We start from the raw sequence: 21,603 nt of genomic DNA, 5'->3' as shown, positions 1-21,603 counted from the left end.
CTCTCATCCTTCTATGAGCTGAACTCATGGATGGGAACGGGGGGAAGGCGGAGGGGACACGTGAGCAACCCGGAGATCCGGGAGCTGGAGGCGTTCCTCGCGCTGGCCGAGGAGCTGCACTTCGGCCGGGCCGGGGAGCGCCTGTACCTCTCGCAGAGCCGGATCAGCCAGCTGCTGCGGGCGTTGGAGAGCAGGATCGGCGGACGGCTGGTCGACCGCACGAGCCGCCGGGTCCGGCTCACTCCGCTCGGCGAGCAGCTCCACGCGGGGCTGCGGCCGGCCTTCGACGCGATCGTGGAGGCGATCGACGAGGTCCGGGAGGCGGCGCGCGGCGTCGGCGGGGTATTCCGCGTCGGCTTCCAGGGGACGGCGAACGACCCGTTCATGCGGGCGGTCACGGACTTCCGGGACGGGCATCCCGACTGCGCCGCCGAGATCGTGGAGATCCCGCTCTCCGATCCGTTCGGCGCGGTGCACCGGGGCGAGGTGGACGCGGCGGTGGTGCTGATGCCGGTCCGGGACGACGCGCTGGTGATCGGCCCGGTCTTCTCCGCGCGGCCGCTGACGCTCGCGGTCTCCGACCGGCACCCGTACGCGAGCCGCCCCGGCATCGACGCCGAGGACCTGGCGGGCAGCCCGCTCATCGGCGTCGCGGGGGCGGCCCCGGACTACTGGCGCCTCGCCCAGGCCCCGGCGGTCACCCCCGCCGGTCGCCCGATTCCGGCGGGCCCGGCGGTGAGCAGCCTCCAGGAGGGCCTGGCCCTGGTGCGGGCGGGCCGGGGCGCGATGCTGCTCTGCGACCCGACGGCCGACTACTACGGCAGCCACGCGGTGACCTTCGTCCCGGTGACCGGCCTGCCGGAGTCCTCCCTCACGCTGGTGTGGCACCGGAACCACGAGACGGCCCGGACGCGGGGCTTCGCCCGGGCCCTGGCGGCCGTCGCCGGGGCGGCCGGGTGAGCGCGGGCCGATGGGCAGGCCTCCCGGAATCCCGGCGACCGCTCCCGTGTTGTACGTACCGAACACCGACCCCCGGAGGAGCCCCCGCATGTTCCTGAACCGCCGCACCCCCGAGCTCCCCACCCCGGAGCAGGCCCTGCGCGGCCGCCCCGTCCCCGAATTCACCGTCCCCTCCCGCCACACGGTCCTCGGCAACCCCCTGGTGGGCCCGTACCCGGAGGGCCTGGAGGTGGCGGACTTCGCGCTCGGCTGTTTCTGGGGCGCGGAGCGGAAGTTCTGGCAGACCGAGGGCGTCTGGACGACGCTCGTCGGCTACCAGGGCGGCTACACGGAGAACCCCACGTACGACGAGGCCTGCTCGGGCCTGACCGGCCACACGGAGGCGGTGCGCGTCGTCTTCGACCCGGCCGTCGTCACGTACGAGGAGCTGCTGAAGCTGTTCTGGGAGTCGCACAACCCGACCCAGGGCTTCCGCCAGGGCAACGACGTGGGAACCCAGTACCGCTCCGCGGTCTACACCCACTCCCCCGCCCAGGCAGCGGCCGCCGACGCCTCCCGTGAGGCGTACCAGAAGGTCCTGACGGCGTCGGGCCACAAGGAGATCACCACGGAGATCCTCCCGGCCGAGGGCCGCCCGTTCTGGCCGGCGGAGGCGTACCACCAGCAGTACCTGGACAAGAACCCGGGCGGCTACTGCGGCATCGGCGGTACGGGAGTCTCCTGCCCGATCGGCGTGGCCCCGGCCGAGGGCTGAGCCGCACGCGGAGGTCTGCGGATCTCCCGTCCGGCTCGGGCCCTGCTTCAGCCGGTCAGCATCGCCGGAAGCATCCGCCGCAGCAGCCGTACGAAGAGGGCGTCCCGGTCGTCGGGCCCGGCCGGGGGCAAGGCGCCCGCAAGGCCGCCGCGCGCAGCGCCCCTCTCCGGGCCAGGCACGTCCCGCACGTCACCCGCCCTCCCCCCGGGTCAGGCGGCCAGCAGCACGCCACCCATCGGGCCCGACGAGTTCACGGACCGCCGGCCGCCCGCCGCCCCCATCGACCCGGGCCGGGACCGCGCCGCCGTGAGACTGATCAGCCGCTCCCCCGCCAGTGCCAGCACGTCGGCAAGGCTCAGGCCGAGCGCCTGGGCCGCGGCGGCCAGCACCTCCGAGGAGGCCTCCTTGAGGCCTCTCTCCACCTCGGAGAGATACGGCATGGAGATCCGGGCCGCTTCGGCGACATCCTTCAACGTCCGCCCCTGGGCCTGCCGTTCTCGGCGCAGCACCTCCCCGACGAGGTCACGCCAGAGCGGTTCCCGGGGTCGAGCCGGGACCGCCGCCGGGAGCGGGCGCAGAGGGATCACGTCGGCCTGGTTCGTCGCTCGGATGCTCACGGCCCCAGCCTAGGAGCGCGGCACGGCTCCGGCACGGGTCGGGCGTTGCGCTCCGGGCGAATCTGCTGCTGGCGAAGTCGCGTGACAGACGGCCGGTCCGATCGTCGCCGGAGTGTTCGCCGTCGCGCTGAGCCTGCAAAGGGCTGCGCGCAGTACAACCGCCGCCACCCGCCCACCCGCCCACCCGAACGGACCTGAACGGGTCCTCACCCGGCGACGGCAGGGGCTCGACGGGGTCGACGGGTTCGACGCCGGTAGTAGGCGATCCCGAGAGCGATGGTGATGGGCCCCCAAGCGGCGACCGGGGTGACGCACACCGTCGCCAGCACGTTCCAGGCGCCGTTGGTGTACCCGATGGTGTCGGTGACGCCGTACAGGGTGAGGCTGCGATCGTCGCCCAGCGGTACGGCGGTGAACAGGAAGGTGAGGATCAGGCCGCCGAGCACGGCGGGGACGACAGCCGCCATCGGCCGGACGCGTCTGCCCCCGATGACCGGTATCCAGGCCGGCACCACCTCACCCCAGCCCCGGACCAGCCCGACGGTCAGGAGCGCGGTCGCTTCCGTCACCGCGCTGAGTCCGAGGACGTACGGAATGCTCAGCCAGTAGGCGGGCATACCGGCCTCCTGGACCTGCCCCATCTCGAAGTGCAGCGCGAAGGGCAGCCGCCACAGGCATGACGGCAGCAGAAGCAGCGGAAGCGCGTAGGCCAGGCGCATCGCCCAGCGCGGAACGGGCCGCTCGGTGTCACTGACCGACGGGGGCCGGTGAAGGATCTTCGGCGTCATGGCTCCACCCTCGCGGAGCAGGCACGACGAGGAATCACCCGCGCGAGCCAACCCGCTCCCCCGCCCGGGGGAGACCGCACCCGGCAGCCTCACCCGCGCGGGGCAGCGGTTCCGGCGGCCCGACCACAGCCGCACCGGCGCCTCCCCGGCGTACGGTCAGATCAGACCCTGCGCCAGCATCGCGTCCGCCACCAGCTCGAAGCCCGCGATGTTCGCGCCCACCACGTAGTTGCCGGGGCTGCCGTAGCGTTCCGCCGTCGTGTAGCAGGAGTCGTGGATGTGTCGCATGATCTCGGCGAGCCGCTCCTCGGTGTGGGCGAAGGTCCACGAGTCCCGGGACGCGTTCTGCTGCATCTCCAGCGCGCTCGTCGCGACCCCGCCCGCGTTGGCCGCCTTGCCGGGGGCGAAGGCGACGCCCGCCTCCTGGAACACCCGGACCGCCTCCGGGGTGGTGGGCATGTTGGCGCCCTCCGCGACCGCCTTGACCCCGTTGCGTACGAGGTCCAGCGCGTCGGCCTCGTGCAGTTCGTTCTGCGTGGCGCAGGGCAGGGCGACGTCGGCGGGGACCGACCACACGCCCGTACCGGGCACGAACCGGGCGTGGGCGCCGCGTCGTTCGGCGTACTCGGAGACCCGGCCACGACCCTCTTCCTTGATCTCCTTGAGGAGGGCGAGGTCGATGCCCTTCTCGTCGATGACATAGCCGCCGGAGTCCGAGCAGGTGATGACGGTCGCGCCGAGCTGCTGGGCCTTCTCGACGGCGTAGATGGCCACGTTGCCGGAGCCGGAGACCGCGACGGTCTGGCCCTCCAGCGACTCGCCCCGGCTGCGCAGCATCTCGGCGGTGAACAGGACCGTGCCGTAGCCGGTGGCCTCCGTACGGGCCTGCGCACCGCCCCAGCCGAGGCCCTTGCCGGTGAGGACGCCGGACTCGTAACGGTTGGTGATCCGCTTGTACTGGCCGAAGAGGTAACCGATCTCGCGGCCGCCGACGCCGATGTCACCGGCGGGCACGTCGGTGTACTCGCCCAGGTGGCGGTGGAGTTCGGTCATGAACGACTGGCAGAACCGCATGATCTCGGCGTCGGACCGGCCCTTGGGGTCGAAGTCCGAGCCGCCCTTGCCGCCGCCGATGGGCATACCGGTGAGGGCGTTCTTGAAGATCTGCTCGAAGCCGAGGAACTTCACGATGCCGAGGTTGACCGAGGGGTGGAAGCGCAGCCCGCCCTTGTAGGGGCCGAGCGAGCTGGAGAACTCCACCCGGAAACCGCGGTTGACGTGGATGTCACCGGAGTCGTCCGACCACGGAACCCGGAAGATCAGCTGGCGCTCGGGCTCGCATATGCGCTCGATGATGCGCGCGTCGACGAACTCGGGTCGCCGGGTCAGCACCGGCCCGAGCGTCTCCAGGACCTCGCGGACCGCCTGGTGGAACTCCTGCTCGCCCTGGTTGCGCCGGAGGATCTCGGCGTAGAGCGGCTCGATGAGGCGGGCCGCGGCGTCCGTGCGGGCGGAGTCGGGCGAGTCGGGGATGACCGGCATCTGATCAAGACCTTCCGTGGTCGGCTCGTGCGCGTCGGCGCCCCCGTCCCGGAGAGCGCCACCGGTCCGCCTCCCCCGCCGGAGCCCCGCCGACTCCCGTTCTGCGGGAGGACCGCGCGGCCGTCGCCCGGCCGGGCGATGCTCAGGACCGTCGTGGGGCCGATTCTCCAGTGCGACCCGATGATCTTCGAGGACCATCCATATATTGGCCATGATCAGCCGTTTTGATCGGCGCCCGGACGGTCGCGCCGAGCCCCCCACCGGCCCCCGATCCGCTGTTCCGGGCGGCCCGCACGGCCCGGAACCGCCTTCCGGTCACGGACCCCCACGTGCCACCCCGAGTGGCGAAGGTCACATTCCGGATCGGCTCTCGCGCGGTGCGCGCGGCAGCCGAGCCCGCCCCCGGCGACGGTGCGTGCATGCGGGCGGGGGCCGGGGGCCGGGGGCCGGGGGCCGGGGGCCGACAATCGTAAGGGTCCGGTGAAACAACGCCGGGGCCCGGGAGTTACCCGTCAGGAACAGGGACACCCCGCCTGACGATCAGTCATGATGCCCCCATGACGAAGCCACGGGGGCATCGGAGAGGGCAGCCTCCTGACGCATTACGGGCGCTGTACGGAGTGCGCAGGGCCGGGAGCGACACCGCCCGGTCCCGTCCGGACCCGCCCCCCGCACCGCCCGCGCCCCAGCCGCCGTACGGGCACGCGCTTCCGCGGGCGGCCTGTCCGGCGTACGCCCGCCCCTCGGCGTATCCCGCCCGCGGCCCCCGGGCGCAGCCGCGCATCCCCAAGGGCACGGGCGACATGCGGCGCTATCTCGCGGTCGGGCTCGACGCCTATCTGTGCCTGCTGGCCGTCGGACTGCTGGTGCGGTCCTGCCTGAACGCCGGCGGGACGGGGCGCGCGATCGCCCTGCTGGTGGTCCAGCTGATCGCGCTGTCCTTCGCCAACCAGGTGCTGCTGACGATGGCCGTCCGGGCGAGCGCCGGAAAGCTGATCATGGGCGTCCGGGTGATCCGCCTGCCCGACGCGGGCCGCCCGGGCTTCCGCAGGCTGGTGCTGCGCTGGCTGTACGGGCTCCTCTGGCTCCCGCTCCAGCCCTGGCACCGGCTCCGGGGCCCTGCCACCGCACTCACCCGCCCGGAGCGCCCCGCGGGCTGCCCCAACGAGCCGCACGAGGACCTCGCGGGGATACGCCAGGTCCGACGCTGCGACCTGCGGAACTACCGGGCGGCGGTGGAGGACCGTACGGGCTGAGCCTGCTCCTCGGCCTACCCTGCCGCCCGCTCCCGCGCCGCCCGCATCGCCGCCGCCGTGGCCGACGCGTCGTACTCCGGACCGACACCCGGGACGATGATCACGTCACCGTCCAGATGCCGGGTGCGCAGCGGCAGGATCTCCTGGTAGGCCGGGGACGCGTACCAGGCGTGGGCCTCCTCCACCCCGGGAAAGCCGATCATGACCAACGCGTCCGGCCAGGCTCCCTCCACCACCTCCGCCTCGGCGCCGTGCACCAGGAAGCGGCCTCCGTAGGGCTCCATGGTGGCCTGGATCCGCTCGATGTAGCTCAGCACCTCGTCCTCGACGGGGGCGTCGGTGGGGCGCAGGCGGGCGATGGCGTATGCGGTCATGGTCCGGGTCCTCCGTGCGGTCGGGGTGGTGCTCCGGGGTGACTCTCCGGGGCACCCACGATGCTGCCGGGCCGGGCGGAGGGCGTCGATTACCTCCGGGGTCATGGCCGGGCCGCGGAGGTGTGCGGAGGGCATGAGGCATGAGGCATGAGGAGGTATACGGCCTCGGAGGTGCCCGGACACACGCCGAAGGCGGCGGCACCGGAGTCCTCCGGAGCCGCCGCCTTCGGGCGGGGACGGGGGTGAAGCGGGAGAGCGGGACGGGTGGATCAGCCCTGGGAGCCGGCCGTCCACTCGGCCCAGCTCATGTTCCAGCCGTTGAGGCCGTTGTCCGGGGTGATCGTCTTGTCCGGGGAGTTCTTGACGATGACCACGTCGCCGACCATCGAGTTGTCGTAGAACCAGGCGCCGGGGGCGTTGGGGTCGTTCGCGCCCTTCACGTCGGCGAGGCCCACGCAGCCGTGGCTGGTGTTGGCGGTGCCGAAGATGCCCTTGCCCCAGTAGTTGCCGTGGATGAACGTGCCCGACGTGGACAGCCGCATGGCGTGCGGCACGTCCTTGATGTCGTACTCACCCTTGCCGTCGTCATCGGTGAAGCCGACGGTGGCGCCGTTCATCCGGGTCTCCTTGTGCTTCTCGGAGATCACCATCTGACCGTTGTACGTGGGGTTGTCGGGGGAGCCCGCGGAGATCGGGATCGTCTTGATCGTCTTGCCGTCGCGGGTGATCGTCATCTGCTTGGTCTTCGCGTCGACGGTGGAGACCTGGTTGCGGCCGACCTTGAAGGTCACGGTCTTCTGCTGGACGCCGAAGACGCCGTCCGCACCTTCGACGCCGTCGAGCGCCAGCTTCAGGGTGACGGTGGAGCCGCCCTGCCAGTAGTCCTCCGGGCGGAAGTCCAGGCGCTGGCCGTTGAACCAGTGGCCCACGACCTCCTGGCCGCTGCTGGAGGTCACGGTGATGCCGTCCTGGACGGCCTTCTTGTCCGTGATCGCCTTGTTGAAGTTGATCGAGACGGGCATCCCGACGCCGACCGTGGAGCCGTCCTCGGGGGTGAAGTTCCCGATGAAGCTGTTGTCGGGCGAGACGGTGGTGAAGGAGCTGTTCTCGTGGGCCTCGCGGCCCTTCGAGTCGGCCGCCGTGGCGTCGATCTTGTACGTGGTGGACCGCTCCAGCTGGCCCGCGGGCTTCCAGCTGGACCCGTCGGCCGCCAGGGTGCCCTCGACCGGGGTGCCGTCCGCCGTGGTCATGACGACCTCGGTCAGCTTGCCCTTGGCGACGGTGACCTGGGCCGCGTTGTTGATGCTCGCGTTGGTCGCACCGTTCTTCGGCTTGATCGCTATCTGCGCCTCGGAGGCGTCCGCGGCTGCCGCCTTGTCGACCTCCTGCTGCGACGACTCCGAACTCCCGGCGCTCGTCTTGCCGCCCTTGTCGCCGTCGTCGGTACAGGCCGAAAGCACCAGCACGCCGCCGAGCAGTGCGGACGCGGCCATGAGGCCCTTGCGCCGCTTGCTGTCCGTCATCACACGCTTCTCCATCGTTGCCGATTTCCCCAAAATCCCCGGACGGGACCGCCAGGCGGCATTCCCCGTCAATGTTCCAAGAACACCCGGAAAGGGCGCTCCGTTCCGCATCCACGACAGATGTGGGGAACACCACTCATCGACGCTGCCCCGGCGGCGGTGGTTCCCGCGTTCGGGCCCCGGTTTCCGTCGCCGCACGGCGCGGCCCCGGTCCGCCGGTGAGCGGGGCCGGGGCCGGTGTTCTCACACGTCACACCCGCTGCGCGGGGTCACCGTCCTCGCCGTCGTTCTCCCCATTGTGCGCGACCGTGTCGCCGTACCCCTCCTCGTCGTCCCCGTCCCGCGGCAGGAACAGGTCCTCGTCGCCGTCGTCCGCCTCGTCCCAGCCCTCCGCGTCGGGGTCGTACTCAATGGACTCGCTGCTCCAGGAAGCCTGGGCCAGCTCGACCCCGGGCACCTCGCTGACCAAGTCGAAGGGGTCGACCAACGAGGCGAGGGCCTCTGCACCGTCTGCCCGGACCGTGGCTTCGGCATGCATCCGCTCCTCGGCGGTGTCGCTCCCGGCGACGGCCGCGACGGGCTCCCCGTACTCGGCGGCGATGGATTCGAGCGCGGTGCCGGTCAGGGCGTCGAGGTCGGTGACCTCCAGCACCATCTCCACGCGAAGTCGAACAAACCTGGATGTCTCATCTGTGCTCATGGCCGGAGCGTAAGGCCCTGCGGGGCCACGACTTTCCACCGACCCGCTGCTTTGCTTAGCATCGGCCCACGGGGCTAACTCATGGTTGTCGCAAGGGGATCGAATCTGTGTCCGTCGCTCGTCGCACACTGCTGACCGCCACCGCCGCAGGCACGCTGCTGGCCGCTCTCTGGTTCGTCCCGTCGGCCAACGCGACCGGTGAGCACGCCGCGCAGGGCACCCCGCCCGCCGCGTCCGACCGGGCCGCCGGGCAGGCCGACGACGCCTCCGGGGCGCGCCTCGCCGACACCGGGCCGGGCCTGGACACCACGCCGTATCTCATCGGCGGCACCGCCCTGTTGGGCATCGGCGCGGGCTTCGTCACCTACTCGGTACGCCGCTCCGGGGAGCGCTCGGCCTACTGACCCGGTACGGGTACGAAGAGGTCCCCGCACCCCCCGGCGCGGGGACCTTCCTCCGTACGTGTATGGGTACGGGTCCGGCTCAGACCAGTTCCGTACGCGTACGGGTCCGGTTCAGGCCAGCGGCCCGGTGACCGGCTCCACGGCCGCGACCAGGCGCCCTTCCCGTACGAACGTGTCGGCTGCGGCCAGGTCCGGCGCGAGGAAGCGGTCCGGGCCCGGGCCCTCGGCGCCGGCTGCCCGCAGGGCGTCCACGGCAGCCTGCGAGGCGGGGGCGGGGGTGAGCCCCCGGGCGGCGCGAAGCTCCACCGCGCGGGTCGCCGCGTACAGCTCGACGGCGACGATCCGGGCCAGATTGTCCACGGCGGTACGGAGTTTGCGCGCGGCGGACCAGCCCATGGAGACGTGGTCCTCCTGCATCGCGGAGGACGGGATGGAGTCGGCGGAGGCGGGAACGGCGAGCCGCTTCATCTCGCTGACCAGGGCGGCCTGGGTGTACTGGGCGATCATCAGGCCCGAGTCGACCCCGGCGTCGTCCGCGAGGAACGGCGGCAGGCCGTGCGAGCGGTTCTTGTCCAGCAGCCGGTCCGTGCGGCGTTCGCAGATCGAGCCGAGGTCGGCGGCGACGATCGCGAGGAAGTCCAGGACGTACGCGACGGGCGCGCCGTGGAAGTTGCCGTTGGACTCGACGCGCCCATCGGGCAGGACCACCGGGTTGTCGACGGAGGAGGCCAGTTCGCGCCCGGCGACCACGGCCGCGTAGTCGAGGGTGTCGCGGCCCGCCCCGTTGACCTGGGGGGCGCAGCGTACGGAGTAGGCGTCCTGCACCCGGGGCGCGTCGTCCTGGTGATGACCTGTCAGCCCCGAACCCGCCAGCACCCGCAGCATGTTGTCCGCGCTGACGCCCTGGCCGGGGTGCGGGCGGATGGCGTGCAGCTCGGGGGCGAGCACCTTGTCCGTGCCGAGCAGCGCCTCCAGGGAGAGGGCGGCGGTGATGTCGGCCGAGGTGTAGAGGTTCTTCAGATCGGCGAGGGCCATGACCAGCATGCCGAGCATGCCGTCGGTGCCGTTGAGGAGGGCCAGGCCCTCCTTCTCGCGCAGCTCGACCGGGGCGATGCCGTGCGCGGCGAGCAGCTCGCCGGCGGGGCGGACCGTGCCGTCGGGGCCCTCCGCGTCGCCCTCGCCCATCAGGGTGAGCGCGCAGTGCGAGAGCGGGGCGAGGTCGCCGGAGCAGCCGAGCGAGCCGTACTCGTGGACGACGGGCGTGATGCCCGCGTTCAGCAGGTCGGCCATGGCCTGCGCGACCTCGGGGCGTACGCCGGTGTGCCCGGAGGCGACGGTCTTGAGCCGGAGGAACATCAGCGCGCGGACGACCTCGCGCTCGACGCGCGGGCCCATGCCGGCCGCGTGCGAGCGGACGATGTTGCGCTGGAGCTGCGCCCGCAGTTCGGGGCTGATGTGACGGCTGGCGAGCGCGCCGAAGCCGGTGGAGACGCCGTAGACCGGCTCGGGCTTGGCGGCGAGCGCGTCCACGATGAGACGGGCGGCGGCGAGGGCTTCCACGGCGGCGGCGGAGAGCTCGACCCGGGCGCCGTGGCGGGCCACGGCGACGACGTCCTCGGCGGTGGTTCCGGACGTCCCCACCACGACAGTGTGCATATCCATATTCAGCAGCGTACGGACTGAAACCCTCCATGTCACTAGTGATGCCACGCAGGGCCCCTTACGGGACCGGCCGAGGGCGCCGGCAGCCCGCCTGCCGCTCCCCTGCCACTTGCCGCTGCCCGCGGTGCGTGGAGGCTGCGCGCATGCGCCGGCTCCTGCTGCTCGCACCGCTGTTGCTGTTCACCGTCGGCCGCACCGCGGCCGGGCTCGACGGGGTGGAGGCGCTGCGGCTGAAGGGCGCCTCGACCCACGAGGGGGACGGCGTCGAGGCGACCGTCCGCACCACCGGCTCGGCGTACGACGACACGTTCGACCCCGAACCGGTCACCGTGGCGCGCTGCTTCGCGGTGCGGGTGTCACCCCGGTCCGAGTGGCGGGAGAACCCCCGGTCCGTGGACTGCCCGGACGGCCCCCGGCTGACCTTCGCCCCGCCGCCGCCTCCGCCCGAGCCGCCGTACGAGGAGCTGGAGGCGAAGCTTCCGCGGGTGCCGGAGGGCGGCGGGGTGGACGAGGCCGAGGTACGGCGCAGGGTCGCCGCGCTGGACATGGACCGGGCGATCGACGTGGAGGTGAAGGCGGACGACAACGGCAGGGTCGGCGTCCTCCTGGCGGTCGAGGGCAACGGCTACGACCCGCAGGACTGCCTGCTCGCCCGGGTGAGCCCAGGCGCCACCGAGGTGTGGGTGCCGTCCCGGATGGAGCGGATGCCCGGGGAGGGCGGCTGCGGCATCGGCAACGCCCTGATCCGGATGCCACCCCCGCACTGAGGCGGCACGCCGCCCCGCACGGCGGTCCGGGGCCGGGGGCTCACACCCCGCACGGCGGTCCGGGGCCGGAGGCTCACACCCCGCACGGCGGTCCGGGGCCGGAGGCTCACACCCCGCACGGCGGTCCGGGGCCGGGGCCCCACACCCCGCACGGCCGGTTGCCGCGCGACCTCACGCCCGGTCGCTCCCGCGCGGCCTCACAGACGGCGGCCACCGTCTCACAGCCGGGCGGCCGCACCGCCCCGCAGTCGGCCGCCACACCCCGCACGGCCGGTTGCCGCACACCCTCACGGCCGATTGCCCCGCAGCCTGCGCCGGTCGTGTGCGGACTTCGGCGGCGAGTCCGCGAGCCGGAGGACCTCGCCGTCCCGCCCGGCCACCACCGGACCCTGCGAGCGGGCCGCCTTGGCCCGGTACTGGGCGGCGTCCGCGAGCCGGAACAGCCGCCGTGCCGAGCGCACCGGGCCGATCGGGTCGCCCGTCGACGCGACCCCGCAGGCGACCCCCTCGCCCAGCTCGATCACCGCCGCCCGGTCGCACAGCTCGGTCGCGACGCCGACCACCGCGTCGGCCGGGGGGCCCGCCGCGAGCAGGCAGAACTCGTCGCCGCCCAGCCGGGCCGCCAGCGCCTCCGGCAGCATCGCCCCGCACAGCGACAGCACCGAGCCGAAACGTTCCAGCAGACGGTCGCCGACGGCGTGGCCATGGGTGTCGTTCACCGCCTTGAGACCGTTCAGGTCGCAGACGACGAGGCTGACGACCGTGTCGTCGACGCGGTGCCGCTCCACGGCCTCGTCGAGGCGGATGTCGACCGCGCGGCGGTTGGCCAGTCCGGTCAGCGGGTCGGTGAAGGCCAGCTTGCGGACCTCCTCCAGGCGTTCGGTCTGGGCGATCCCGGAGGCCACGACGGCGGCGAGCACGGTCGCGAAGTCGGCGTCGGACCGGTCGAACACGGGCTGCCCGGCCGGCCGCGCCACGTACAGCTCGCCCCACGCCCGGCCGTGCAGCACGATCGGCGCGACCACGCAGCAGCCCCGGCCGCGCCGCCGCAGCGCGGCCACCCGCTGGTGGCAGTACGGGCGGGCGCCGCGCGCCGGAGCACCCGCGCCGGGCCGCCCGTCGGCGGTCTCCACCCAGGCGTCGGGTTCGCCGCCGCCGGCCCAGCGCTCGTGCAGGAACTCGGTGATCTCCGGGAACTCGTGGACCGGGTAGGCCTCCTCCTCGGGGAACTCCTCTTCCCCCTCGGCCCGTTGCCCCGCGTTCACCAGCACCCGCAGCCTGCCCCGATCCCGCTCCCACACGGAGAGCGCGGCGAAACTGCCGCTCAGCGCCTCGCAGGCGCCCAGCGCCGCCGCCCGCCACGATTCGCGCGGCGTGTAGGCCGCGGCCATGGTCTGCGCCAGCGAAACCACGGCCCGCAGCCGCACATCGTCACCACCCATTTCTACAGCCTATGTAGATTTGTCCCCTTTTGATCAGTTTGATGCGCAACTGATTTCAACTATTTCCGCGCCGGAGATCACCCTGTGTGACGTACGCGTCGTCACTCGCCGGGCCAGTCGGGGCGCCGCTTCTCGTTGAACGCGGCCACGCCCTCCGCCCGGTCCCCGGAGAAGGCCACCGACCGCCAGGCCGCGTCCTCCACCTCCAGGCCCGCCCGCAGGTCGAGCCCCTGCCCCAGCCTGAGCGCCTTCTTGGCCGCGCGCAGCCCGACCGGCGAGTTGGCGGCGATCCGGCCGCCCAGCGCGAGGGCCTCCTCGCGGTCCCGGCCCGCCGCGACCAGCTCGTCGACCAGCCCCAGTTCGCGCGCCTCGGCGGCCTCGACGCGGCGGGCGCTGAACACCAGCTCGGCGGCGCGGGCCGCACCCACCCGACGCGGCAGCAGCTGCGTACCGCCGCCGCCCGGGATGACGCCCACGGACACCTCGGGCAGCCCGACCACGGCGGTGGCGTCGGCGACGATCACATCGCAGGCGAGGGCGAGTTCGAAGCCGCCGCCGAGGGCGAAGCCGTGCACGGCGGCGATCACCGGCATCGGCAGCTCCAGGACCCCGGTGTAGGCGGCCCGGGCGGTGGGCCGCTGACGTACGAGGTCGGCGTCGGAGAAGGAGTTGCGCTCCTTGAGGTCCGCGCCCACGCAGAACGCCCGCTCGTGGCTGGAGGTGAGGACGGTGGCCCGGACGTCCCGGTCCGCGCCGAGCGCGTCGCAGGCGGCGGCGATCGAGCGCGCCATGTCGGTGGAGACGGCGTTCATCGCCTTGGGCCGGTCGAGGACCAGCTCGGCGACGTGGTCCTGCCCCTCGTGCCGCCGTACGACGACGAACTCCCCGAACCGCTGCTCGGACGTGACGGTCATGGCTGCACCCCTGTCGGTTGACGGCGCTGTCGGTTGACGACAGCTGCGGCAAGACGCCCGTTGCCGTTAACGAGCGTTACCCGGCAGGAATCCTAGACAGGACCGCCGGACCGCCGACAGGGCGAAGCCGTAACCGCTCAGGAGCCCGTCTTCCCCCGGCGGGCCAGCAGCCACGGCTCCACCACGCCGAGCCCGCGCACCGGGCGCTGCCACATCGGCTGGAGCCCGAAGCGGTACGTCGGCAGCGGCGGCTCGTCGTCGGGCTGGCGGCCCTCCTTCTCGGCGAGCCGGGCCCGTTCGGCGGCGGCCGCGACGGCCTCGGCGGCCTGCGCCTCGGACTCCGGGGCGTCGCCGTGGCGGACCAGCTCCTTGGCGAACGCCCCGTCGACCAGGACGGCGTCCTTCGGAGCTATCGAGGTGAGCCGGCTGGCGAGGTTCACCGTGGTGCCGAAGACATCGCCCATCCGGGTGGTGACCGTGCCGAAGGCGATGCCGACGCGCAGGGCGGGCATCGTCTCGTCCTGGGACATCGCCTCGATCAGCCGGAGCGCTATCTCCGCGGCCGTGCCCGCGTCGTCGGCGGCGAAGAGGACCTCGTCGCCGAGGGTCTTGATGAGCCGGCCGCCATGCGCGGCGACCAGGTCGGCGGCGGTCGTCTCGAAGGACTCGACCAGCTCGCCGAGCTCCTCCTCCTCCAGGCGCCGGGTCAGCCGGGTGAAGCCGACCAGGTCCGCGAAGCCGACGGCGAGCCGCCGGTCGACCATCTCCTCGTCGTCCGCGGCCTGCACGACCCGCCCGGTGGCGGCGGCCAGCTGGCGCCGCCACACATAGACGAGGAACTCCTGGAGCTCCGGGAGGAGCAGCTCGACCAGCGGGTACGTGACCTCGGTGCGGGTCATGCCGGGCTCGGGCGGCTCGGTCAGGCCCTCCAGGAACGAGTCGATCTGCCACTCGGCCAGCCGGGCGGTGGTCTGCCCGGTGGAGCGGGCGACCTGGATCGCCATCGGCTCGCTGAGCAGCCCCGCCTCGACGAGACCGGCGAGCCGCCGCAGGGCGAGGACGTCGGCCTCGGTGAGCGCCTTGGCCTGGCCGATGTCGGCGAAGCCCATGGCCCGCCAGAACCGGGAGGCCAGATCCATCGAGACCCCGGCGGTGCGGGCCGCCTGGAAGGGCGTGTAGCGCCGGTCGGCCCCCAGGATCAGCGCTTCGAGGCGGATGGCGAGGGGGTCGTCGGTCGGTTCCACGGTGTGGTCGACCTCGTGGTGGGGTGTGGCGTGGACCGAGGAGTCCGCCCCGGGCTCCTCACCCGCGCCGGACGACGTGTCGCCGACGGTCACCAGCCGCCTCCTGCCCGTTCCCTGCGCACTGCCTGCCGATCTGTCGCTGATCGCCCCAACAGTGATCTGTCGCTGGATCGCCTCAACAATACGGCAGGTGTGCTCTGGCTCACGTCCTTGGTCGCCCGTCCTCGGTGCGTCGCGCGTGACATCCCAGGCATACGCGGTATCCGCCCGTACGCCCATCGGGAACGCGGCCGCCCGATCCCAGGTCACCCGACAGGCTCTCAGGTCAGGCCGCCCGCCGCGCCGCGCAGGTGGACGATGTCTCCGGCGGACACCGGTTGCTGGAGCCCGTCCTCGGTGGAGAGGACCAGTCGGCCGTCCCCGTCGATCGCGACCGCCTCGCCGACCAGGGACGCACCCCCCGGCAGCTCGGCCCGCACGGTCCGGTCCAGCGTCGCGCAGCCCGCCGCGTAGGCGGCCTGGAGCCCGCTCGCGGCCGCGTCGCCGTCGGCCGCCTTCCACTCCCCGTACCAGTGCTCCAGCGAGCGCAGGACGGCCCGCAGCAGGGTCTCCCGGTCGGTCGAGACCGCTCCGGCGAGGGCGAGGGAGCCCGCGGTGGGGGCGGGCAGTTCGTCGGCGCGGAGCGAGACGTTGATGCCGAGGCCGACGACGATGCCGTCCCCGGCGAACTCGCCGAGGATGCCGCCCGCCTTGCGCTCCACGCCCTCCACGGAGACGAGCAGGTCGTTGGGCCACTTCAGCGACATGTCGACACCGGCCGCCTTGGCGAGCCCGGTCGCGGCGGCGACCCCGGCCAGCAGCGGCACCCATCCCCACCGCTCCACCGGGATGTCCCCCGGCTCCAGGTAGACCGAGAAGAACAGCCCGGAGCGGGGCGGTGCGGTCCAGCTCCGCTCCAGCCGTCCGCGCCCCGCGGTCTGCTCCTCGGCGACCAGCACCGTGCCCTCGCCCGCCGCCCCGCTGCGGGCCCGTCCGGCGAGGTCGGTGTTGGTGGACCCGGTGGACTCCACGACCTCCAGCGACGTCCACAGCGCGTCGGGCCGCAGCAGTCCGCGGCGCAGCGCGGTCTCGTTGAGGGGCGGCCGGCCGAGGTCCGACCAGCGGTTGTGTGACGCATCCGGTGGTGTCATGCAACCCAGCCTAGGTGTGGCAAAGGACGCACTGCCTTTCCGGAGGCGCGCCGATACCCTACGAGTCAGTAGCCGCGGCGCTGCGGAAGCCACAGCGTCGCTGCGTGACGAAGCAGAGCCACACAACCGCGTTACGAGTCAGTAGCCGCAGAGCCGGACAGACGACCGCCCGTCCCCCCGTGACCGCCACCGGTCGTCGTCCCCGTGACCAGGCAGGGAGCCGCCCCCCGATGTCCGAGCCGCAGAGCGACATCCACACCACCGCGGGCAAGCTCGCGGACCTGAGCCGCCGCATCGACGAAGCGACGCACGCGGGTTCGGCCCGCGCGGTCGAGAAGCAGCACGCGAAGGGCAAGCTGACGGCCCGTGAGCGGGTCGAGCTGCTCCTGGACGAGGGCTCCTTCGTGGAGCTCGACGAGTTCGCCCGGCACCGCTCCACCAACTTCGGCATCGAGAAGAACCGCCCGTACGGGGACGGTGTCGTCACCGGTTACGGCACGGTCGACGGCCGCCCGGTCTGCGTGTACTCGCAGGACTTCACCATCTTCGGCGGTTCGCTCGGCGAGGTCTACGGCGAGAAGATCGTCAAGGTCATGGACTTCGCGCTGAAGACCGGCTGTCCGGTCATCGGCATCAACGACGGCGGCGGCGCGCGGATCCAGGAAGGCGTGGCGGCCCTCGGCCTGTTCGCCGAGATCTTCCGCCGCAACGTGCACGCCTCCGGGGTGATCCCGCAGATCTCGCTGATCGTCGGCCCGTGCGCGGGCGGTGCGGTCTACTCCCCCGCGATCACCGACTTCACGGTGATGGTCGACCAGACCTCGCACATGTTCATCACCGGACCCGACGTCATCAAGACGGTCACCGGCGAGGACGTCGGCTTCGAGGAGCTGGGCGGAGCCCGTACGCACAACACCACCTCCGGGGTGGCGCACCACATGGCGGGCGACGAGAAGGACGCCATCGAGTACGTCAAGTCGCTGCTGTCCTACCTCCCTTCGAACAACCTCTCCGAGGCCCCGGCGTTCCCGGAGGAGGCGGACCTCGCCACCACCGACGAGGACCGCGAGCTGGACACGCTCATCCCGGACTCGGCGAACCAGCCGTACGACATGCACACCGCGATCGAGCACGTCCTGGACGACGCCGAATTCCTGGAGACCCAGGCCCTGTTCGCGCCGAACATCATCACCGGCTTCGGGCGGGTCGAGGGCCACCCGGTCGGCATCGTCGCCAACCAGCCGATGCAGTTCGCCGGTTGCCTGGACATCGACGCGAGTGAGAAGGCGGCCCGCTTCGTCCGCACCTGCGACGCGTTCAACGTGCCCGTCATCACCTTCGTGGACGTGCCGGGCTTCCTGCCGGGCGTCGACCAGGAGTACGGCGGCATCATCCGGCGCGGCGCGAAGCTGATCTACGCCTATGCGGAGGCGACGGTCCCGCTGATCACCGTCATCACCCGCAAGGCCTTCGGCGGCGCGTACGACGTGATGGGCTCCAAGCACCTGGGCGCGGACCTGAACCTGGCCTGGCCGACCGCGCAGATCGCCGTCATGGGGGCGCAGGGAGCGGTGAACATCCTGCACCGCCGGACCATCGCCGCCGCCGAGGACCCGGACGCCACGCGCGCCGAGCTGATGGCGGACTACGAGGACGCGCTGCTCAACCCGTACGTGGCGGCCGAGCGCGGCTACGTCGACGCGGTGATCATGCCGTCCGACACCCGGGCCCACATCGTCAAGGGCCTGCGTCAGCTCCGCACGAAGCGGGAATCCCTCCCTCCGAAGAAGCACGGCAACATCCCGCTCTAGCCGTCGGCACTTTCCAGAGAGGCCTGCCCATGATCAAGGTCGTACGGGGCAACCCCACCCCGGAGGAGCTGGCCGCCGCCGTGGCGGTGGTCCAGGCGCGCGCCGCCGCCGCGTCCGCCGTGTCCTCCGGCGCGCCGCTGCCGCCCGAGCAGTGGTCCGACCCGGGCCGCATCGCCCGCACCGGCCGCCCGCAGCCGGGCCCCCGGGCCTGGGCCCGGACGTACTGGCCGGCCTGAGCCGGAACCGGGCGCCGCCGCCTGTTGAGTACCCGTACTCAGGCGCGGCGGCGCCCGGCGCAGCAGGATCGGAACCATGCTGTGGTCCGACCCCGAGAACAAGCCGCCGAAGGAACTGCGCGACGCCCAGGCGATGATGCGCAGAGCGGGCGTCCTGCTGGCGCTGGCGATGCTGGTGGCGATGTTCGTGCTCGGCATCCACTGAACGGGCGCCCCAGGACCCCCGGCCCCGGCGTCCGCGGCGTACTCGGCATCCGCTGCCGCGGGGCCCGGCGGCCCTTCTACGATGGCGTGCATGACTGATCAGCGCCGTCTCGTGCTCGCCTCCGCCTCCCCCGCCCGTCTCGGTCTGCTGCGCCAGGCCGGATTCGCCCCCGAGGTGATCGTCAGCGGGGTGGACGAGGACGCCCTGAGCGCACCGACCCCCGCCGAGCTGGCGCTCGTCCTGGCCCGGGCCAAGGCGGCGGCCGTCGCGGAGCGCCCCGAGGCGGCGGGCGCCCTGGTCATCGGGTGCGACTCGGTGCTGGAGCTGGACGGAGAGGCGCTCGGCAAGCCCGCCGACGCCGAGGAGGCCACCGCCCGCTGGAAGTCGATGCGCGGCCGGTCCGGCATCCTGCAGACCGGCCACAGCGTCATCGACACCGCCACGGGCCGTACGGCGTCGGCGACGGCGTCCACGGTCGTACGGTTCGGCGAGCCGAGCGACGCCGAGGTCGCCGCCTATGTGGCCTCGGGCGAGCCGCTGCACGTGGCGGGGGCGTTCACGCTGGACGGCAGGTCGGCCCCGTTCGTCGACTCGATCGAGGGCGACCACGGCAATGTCATCGGCCTGTCGCTGCCGCTGCTGCGCCGGCTGCTGGGCGAGCTGGACGTGTCGGTCACGGAGCTGTGGGTGTGAGTTCGGGCCGCTGGGCCTGAGGCCGGACCTCGGGCCCGTACGACAGCAGGGTGAGCACCAGCAGGGCCAGCACGGCCATCATGAACGCGAAGGCGGCCCAGCCCACCAGGCCGACGGTGACCGCGCCGAGGACGCCGTGCACGACCGCGCAGCCGATCAGGACGATCCGTCCGACGCGGCCCGGGGCGCGGTCGCGTATCCCGGCGGTCAGGGCTATCAGCCCGCACAGGACCAGCAGCAGCCCGGAGACACCGCCCATCACCCAGGTCCCGGTGGACATGGCGTCCGGGTCCATGCCGGCGAGCGACATGTGCTGGTTCTCGGCGACCGTGGCCAGGACGGCGTTGATGAGCACGATGCCCACCGCCTCCCCGAACAGCACGAGCCCGGTCACCATCGCCACCGGTCTGCGCATCAGCGTCCCACCCCTGTTACCTCTGGTACGTGCGTAGCGCGGACCCTACTCATGGGTATTCCTCGGGACAAGGGGTTGGACGGGCCCGGGCGCCGGGCAAAGAATCCACCGGCCGTTCGTAGGGAGTCCACAAAGAAACGCCGTGAGGCGTTGACCCTAGAGACAGAGACCTGGACCACACCGGGTGGTTACTGTGCGGTTGAGGATCCCGGCGTACCGTGGTGCCACAAGGGATTTCACTACTGGGGCAAGCCTCGGATCACACTCCGTGTGGGCAAGCTCACCATTGGGGACGGGTCGTACGGCCGTGTCGGTAGTCCCTAAACTCAGCTTGTTTCGAGGAGGGAGTCATCGTGCGCAAGGTGCTCATCGCCAACCGTGGCGAAATCGCTGTCCGCGTTGCTCGGGCGTGCCGGGACGCGGGGATCGCGAGCGTCGCGGTCTACGCCGAGCCGGACCGGGACGCGCTGCATGTCCGGGCCGCTGACGAGGCGTTCGCCCTGGGCGGTGACACCCCGGCCGCCAGCTATCTGGACATGGCCAAGGTGCTGCGGGCCGCCGCGGACTCCGGGGCGGACGCGATCCACCCCGGTTACGGATTCCTGTCGGAGAACGCGGAGTTCGCCCAGGCCGTCCTGGACGCCGGGCTGACCTGGATCGGCCCGCCGCCGGCCGCCATCCGCGACCTCGGCGACAAAGTCGCCGCCCGGCACATCGCGCAGCGCGCGGGCGCCCCGCTCGTGGCGGGCACCCCGGACCCGGTCTCCGGCTCCGACGAGGTCGTCGCGTTCGCCGAGCAGAACGGCCTCCCGATCGCGATCAAGGCCGCCTTCGGCGGGGGCGGGCGCGGTCTGAAGGTGGCCCGCACGCTGGAGGAGATCCCGGAGCTGTACGACTCCGCGGTCCGCGAGGCGGTCGCGGCGTTCGGCCGGGGCGAGTGCTTCGTCGAGCGCTACCTCGACAAGCCGCGCCACGTGGAGACGCAGTGCCTGGCCGACCAGCACGGCAACGTGGTCGTCGTCTCCACCCGTGACTGCTCGCTCCAGCGCCGCCACCAGAAGCTGGTGGAGGAGGCACCGGCCCCCTTCCTGACACAGGCGCAGAACGACGAGCTGTACGCGGCGTCCAAGGCGATCCTGAAGGAAGCCGGCTACGTCGGCGCGGGCACGGTCGAGTTCCTGGTCGGCGTCGACGGCACGATCTCCTTCCTGGAGGTCAACACCCGCCTCCAGGTCGAGCACCCCGTCACCGAAGAGGTCACGGGCATCGACCTCGTACGCGAGATGTTCCGCATCGCCGACGGCGAGGAGCTCGGCTACGGCGACCCGGCCGTGCGCGGTCACTCGTTCGAGTTCCGGATCAACGGCGAGGACCCGGGCCGCGGCTTCCTGCCCGCCCCCGGCACGGTGACGCTGTTCGCCCCGCCCACCGGCCCGGGCGTCCGCCTGGACGCGGGCGTCGAGTCCGGCTCGGTCATCGGCCCGGCCTGGGACTCCCTCCTGGCCAAGCTGATCGTCACCGGCGCGACCCGCGAGCAGGCGCTCCAGCGGGCCGCCCGCGCGCTGGCGGAGTTCCAGGTCGAGGGCATGGCCACCGCGATCCCGTTCCACCGGGCCGTCGTCGCCGACCCCGCCTTCACCGCGGACCCGTTCACCGTGCACACCCGGTGGATCGAGACCGAGTTCGTCAACGACATCAAGCCCTTCGCCGCGCCCGCCGACGCGGACGCGGAGGACGAGGCCGGACGGGAGACCGTCGTCGTCGAGGTCGGCGGCAAGCGCCTGGAGGTCTCGCTGCCGTCCTCGCTGGGCATGAGCCTGGCCCGTACGGGCCTCGCGGCCGGTGCCAAGCCGAAGCGCCGCGCGGCCAAGAAGGCGGGCTCCGCCGCCTCCGGCGACTCCCTCGCCTCGCCCATGCAGGGCACCATCGTCAAGATCGCGGTGGAGGAGGGCCAGGAGGTCAAGGAGGGCGACCTCGTCGTCGTCCTGGAGGCCATGAAGATGGAGCAGCCGCTCAACGCGCACCGCTCCGGCACCGTCAAGGGCCTCACCGCCGAGGTCGGCGCCTCGGTCTCCTCCGGCGCCCTGATCTGCGAGATCAAGGACC

At 72.5% G+C, this 21,603-nt stretch carries 23 protein-coding genes; 10 read left to right on the top strand and 13 right to left on the bottom strand.

The genetic code is table 11. The features are described 5' to 3' along the window. The first annotated feature begins 60 nt into the window (after nt 1-60). Nucleotides 61-960 (top strand): LysR family transcriptional regulator, encoded by a 900-nt coding sequence (locus ACFWM7_RS06700; protein WP_383255919.1) that lies wholly within the window; start codon nt 61-63, stop codon nt 958-960. Between the two features lie 88 nt (nt 961-1,048). Then, nucleotides 1,049-1,714 carry a peptide-methionine (S)-S-oxide reductase MsrA gene (gene msrA, locus ACFWM7_RS06695; RefSeq protein WP_383255917.1) on the top strand — a complete coding sequence of 222 codons (666 nt, stop codon included), beginning with the start codon at nt 1,049-1,051 and terminating at the stop codon, nt 1,712-1,714. Nucleotides 1,715-1,761: 47 nt separating this feature from the next. Here the strand turns inward: msrA and ACFWM7_RS06690 are convergent, their stop codons facing one another. The 4 genes from ACFWM7_RS06690 to gdhA form a co-directional block, all read right to left on the bottom strand. Next, nucleotides 1,762-1,902: a hypothetical protein gene (locus tag ACFWM7_RS06690; RefSeq protein WP_383255915.1), complete on the bottom strand. Its 141-nt coding sequence runs from the start codon at nt 1,900-1,902 to the stop codon at nt 1,762-1,764. Between the two features lie 21 nt (nt 1,903-1,923). After that, nucleotides 1,924-2,331 (bottom strand): helix-turn-helix domain-containing protein, encoded by a 408-nt coding sequence (locus ACFWM7_RS06685; protein ID WP_383255912.1) that lies wholly within the window; start codon nt 2,329-2,331, stop codon nt 1,924-1,926. Nucleotides 2,332-2,537: 206 nt separating this feature from the next. Beyond that, nucleotides 2,538-3,119: a hypothetical protein gene (locus ACFWM7_RS06680; RefSeq protein ID WP_383255910.1), complete on the bottom strand. Its 582-nt coding sequence runs from the start codon at nt 3,117-3,119 to the stop codon at nt 2,538-2,540. Nucleotides 3,120-3,275: 156 nt separating this feature from the next. Then, on the bottom strand, nt 3,276-4,661 hold the full coding sequence (gene gdhA / locus ACFWM7_RS06675; RefSeq protein WP_383255907.1) for an NADP-specific glutamate dehydrogenase: 1,386 nt from the start codon (nt 4,659-4,661) through the stop codon (nt 3,276-3,278). Nucleotides 4,662-5,464: 803 nt separating this feature from the next. Here gdhA and ACFWM7_RS06670 point away from each other — a divergent pair. Continuing rightward, entirely contained in the window at nt 5,465-5,917 is a 453-nt protein-coding gene (locus ACFWM7_RS06670; RefSeq protein WP_383255905.1) for an RDD family protein, read from the top strand. A gap of 14 nt (nt 5,918-5,931) precedes the next feature. Here ACFWM7_RS06670 and ACFWM7_RS06665 read toward each other — a convergent pair whose 3' ends face one another. The 3 genes from ACFWM7_RS06665 to ACFWM7_RS06655 form a co-directional block, all read right to left on the bottom strand. After that, the gene (locus tag ACFWM7_RS06665; RefSeq protein WP_383255903.1) at nt 5,932-6,291 is read right to left on the bottom strand and encodes a DUF1330 domain-containing protein; all 360 of its coding nucleotides are present in this window, start codon (nt 6,289-6,291) and stop codon (nt 5,932-5,934) included. 269 nt (nt 6,292-6,560) lie between these two features. Beyond that, nucleotides 6,561-7,829, bottom strand: a complete 1,269-nt coding sequence (locus ACFWM7_RS06660) for an Ig-like domain-containing protein (protein ID WP_383255900.1) — start codon at nt 7,827-7,829, stop codon at nt 6,561-6,563. Between the two features lie 235 nt (nt 7,830-8,064). Next, nucleotides 8,065-8,514, bottom strand: a complete 450-nt coding sequence (locus tag ACFWM7_RS06655) for a hypothetical protein (protein WP_383255898.1) — start codon at nt 8,512-8,514, stop codon at nt 8,065-8,067. A gap of 107 nt (nt 8,515-8,621) precedes the next feature. Here ACFWM7_RS06655 and ACFWM7_RS06650 point away from each other — a divergent pair, with 107 nt between their 5' ends. Continuing rightward, on the top strand, nt 8,622-8,918 hold the full coding sequence (locus tag ACFWM7_RS06650; RefSeq protein ID WP_383255896.1) for a hypothetical protein: 297 nt from the start codon (nt 8,622-8,624) through the stop codon (nt 8,916-8,918). A 111-nt stretch (nt 8,919-9,029) separates the two neighbouring features. Here the strand turns inward: ACFWM7_RS06650 and hutH are convergent, their stop codons facing one another. Further along, nucleotides 9,030-10,580: a histidine ammonia-lyase gene (hutH, locus tag ACFWM7_RS06645; protein WP_383255892.1), complete on the bottom strand. Its 1,551-nt coding sequence runs from the start codon at nt 10,578-10,580 to the stop codon at nt 9,030-9,032. A gap of 143 nt (nt 10,581-10,723) precedes the next feature. Between hutH and ACFWM7_RS06640 the strand changes: the two genes are divergently transcribed. Beyond that, entirely contained in the window at nt 10,724-11,347 is a 624-nt protein-coding gene (locus tag ACFWM7_RS06640; RefSeq protein WP_383255888.1) for a translation initiation factor IF-2, read from the top strand. Between the two features lie 287 nt (nt 11,348-11,634). On the opposite strand, the gene ACFWM7_RS06635 is transcribed toward ACFWM7_RS06640, so the two are convergent. The 4 genes from ACFWM7_RS06635 to ACFWM7_RS06620 form a co-directional block, all read right to left on the bottom strand. Continuing rightward, nucleotides 11,635-12,789: a diguanylate cyclase domain-containing protein gene (locus ACFWM7_RS06635; protein ID WP_383255885.1), complete on the bottom strand. Its 1,155-nt coding sequence runs from the start codon at nt 12,787-12,789 to the stop codon at nt 11,635-11,637. 101 nt (nt 12,790-12,890) lie between these two features. Then, nucleotides 12,891-13,703, bottom strand: coding sequence for an enoyl-CoA hydratase/isomerase family protein (locus tag ACFWM7_RS06630; RefSeq protein ID WP_383255882.1), 813 nt, complete (start codon nt 13,701-13,703; stop codon nt 12,891-12,893). Nucleotides 13,704-13,840: 137 nt separating this feature from the next. Next, a complete protein-coding gene (locus ACFWM7_RS06625; protein WP_383255879.1) occupies nt 13,841-15,040 on the bottom strand; it encodes an adenylate/guanylate cyclase domain-containing protein in 1,200 nt (399 codons plus the stop codon). A 227-nt stretch (nt 15,041-15,267) separates the two neighbouring features. After that, nucleotides 15,268-16,137: a biotin--[acetyl-CoA-carboxylase] ligase gene (locus ACFWM7_RS06620; RefSeq protein WP_383255875.1), complete on the bottom strand. Its 870-nt coding sequence runs from the start codon at nt 16,135-16,137 to the stop codon at nt 15,268-15,270. 230 nt (nt 16,138-16,367) lie between these two features. Between ACFWM7_RS06620 and ACFWM7_RS06615 the strand changes: the two genes are divergently transcribed. The 4 genes from ACFWM7_RS06615 to ACFWM7_RS06600 all read left to right on the top strand — a co-directional run bounded on the left by ACFWM7_RS06615 (nt 16,368) and on the right by ACFWM7_RS06600 (nt 19,082). After that, nucleotides 16,368-17,948: an acyl-CoA carboxylase subunit beta gene (locus ACFWM7_RS06615; RefSeq protein ID WP_383255872.1), complete on the top strand. Its 1,581-nt coding sequence runs from the start codon at nt 16,368-16,370 to the stop codon at nt 17,946-17,948. Between the two features lie 29 nt (nt 17,949-17,977). After that, the gene (locus tag ACFWM7_RS06610) at nt 17,978-18,184 is read left to right on the top strand and encodes an acyl-CoA carboxylase epsilon subunit (protein ID WP_010058521.1); all 207 of its coding nucleotides are present in this window, start codon (nt 17,978-17,980) and stop codon (nt 18,182-18,184) included. A 76-nt stretch (nt 18,185-18,260) separates the two neighbouring features. Continuing rightward, nucleotides 18,261-18,389, top strand: coding sequence for a morphogenic membrane protein MmpB (gene mmpB / locus ACFWM7_RS06605; protein ID WP_010058523.1), 129 nt, complete (start codon nt 18,261-18,263; stop codon nt 18,387-18,389). Nucleotides 18,390-18,470: 81 nt separating this feature from the next. After that, nucleotides 18,471-19,082 carry a nucleoside triphosphate pyrophosphatase gene (locus ACFWM7_RS06600; RefSeq protein WP_383255866.1) on the top strand — a complete coding sequence of 204 codons (612 nt, stop codon included), beginning with the start codon at nt 18,471-18,473 and terminating at the stop codon, nt 19,080-19,082. On the opposite strand, the gene ACFWM7_RS06595 is transcribed toward ACFWM7_RS06600, so the two are convergent. Then, complete coding sequence (locus ACFWM7_RS06595; RefSeq protein WP_383255863.1) at nt 19,063-19,497, bottom strand: hypothetical protein; 435 nt, start codon at nt 19,495-19,497, stop codon at nt 19,063-19,065. The two genes, ACFWM7_RS06600 and ACFWM7_RS06595, sit on opposite strands and share 20 nt — an antisense overlap. A 353-nt stretch (nt 19,498-19,850) precedes the next feature. Between ACFWM7_RS06595 and ACFWM7_RS06590 the strand changes: the two genes are divergently transcribed. After that, on the top strand, nt 19,851-21,603 hold a 1,753-nt coding region (locus tag ACFWM7_RS06590; protein WP_383255859.1), incomplete at its 3' end, for an acetyl/propionyl/methylcrotonyl-CoA carboxylase subunit alpha.

It is taken from the genome of Streptomyces sp. NPDC058375, assembly GCF_042723425.1.
Classification (GTDB): Bacteria; Actinomycetota; Actinomycetes; order Streptomycetales; family Streptomycetaceae; genus Streptomyces; species Streptomyces durocortorensis.
This window is presented reverse-complemented; position numbering and strand designations above follow the sequence as displayed.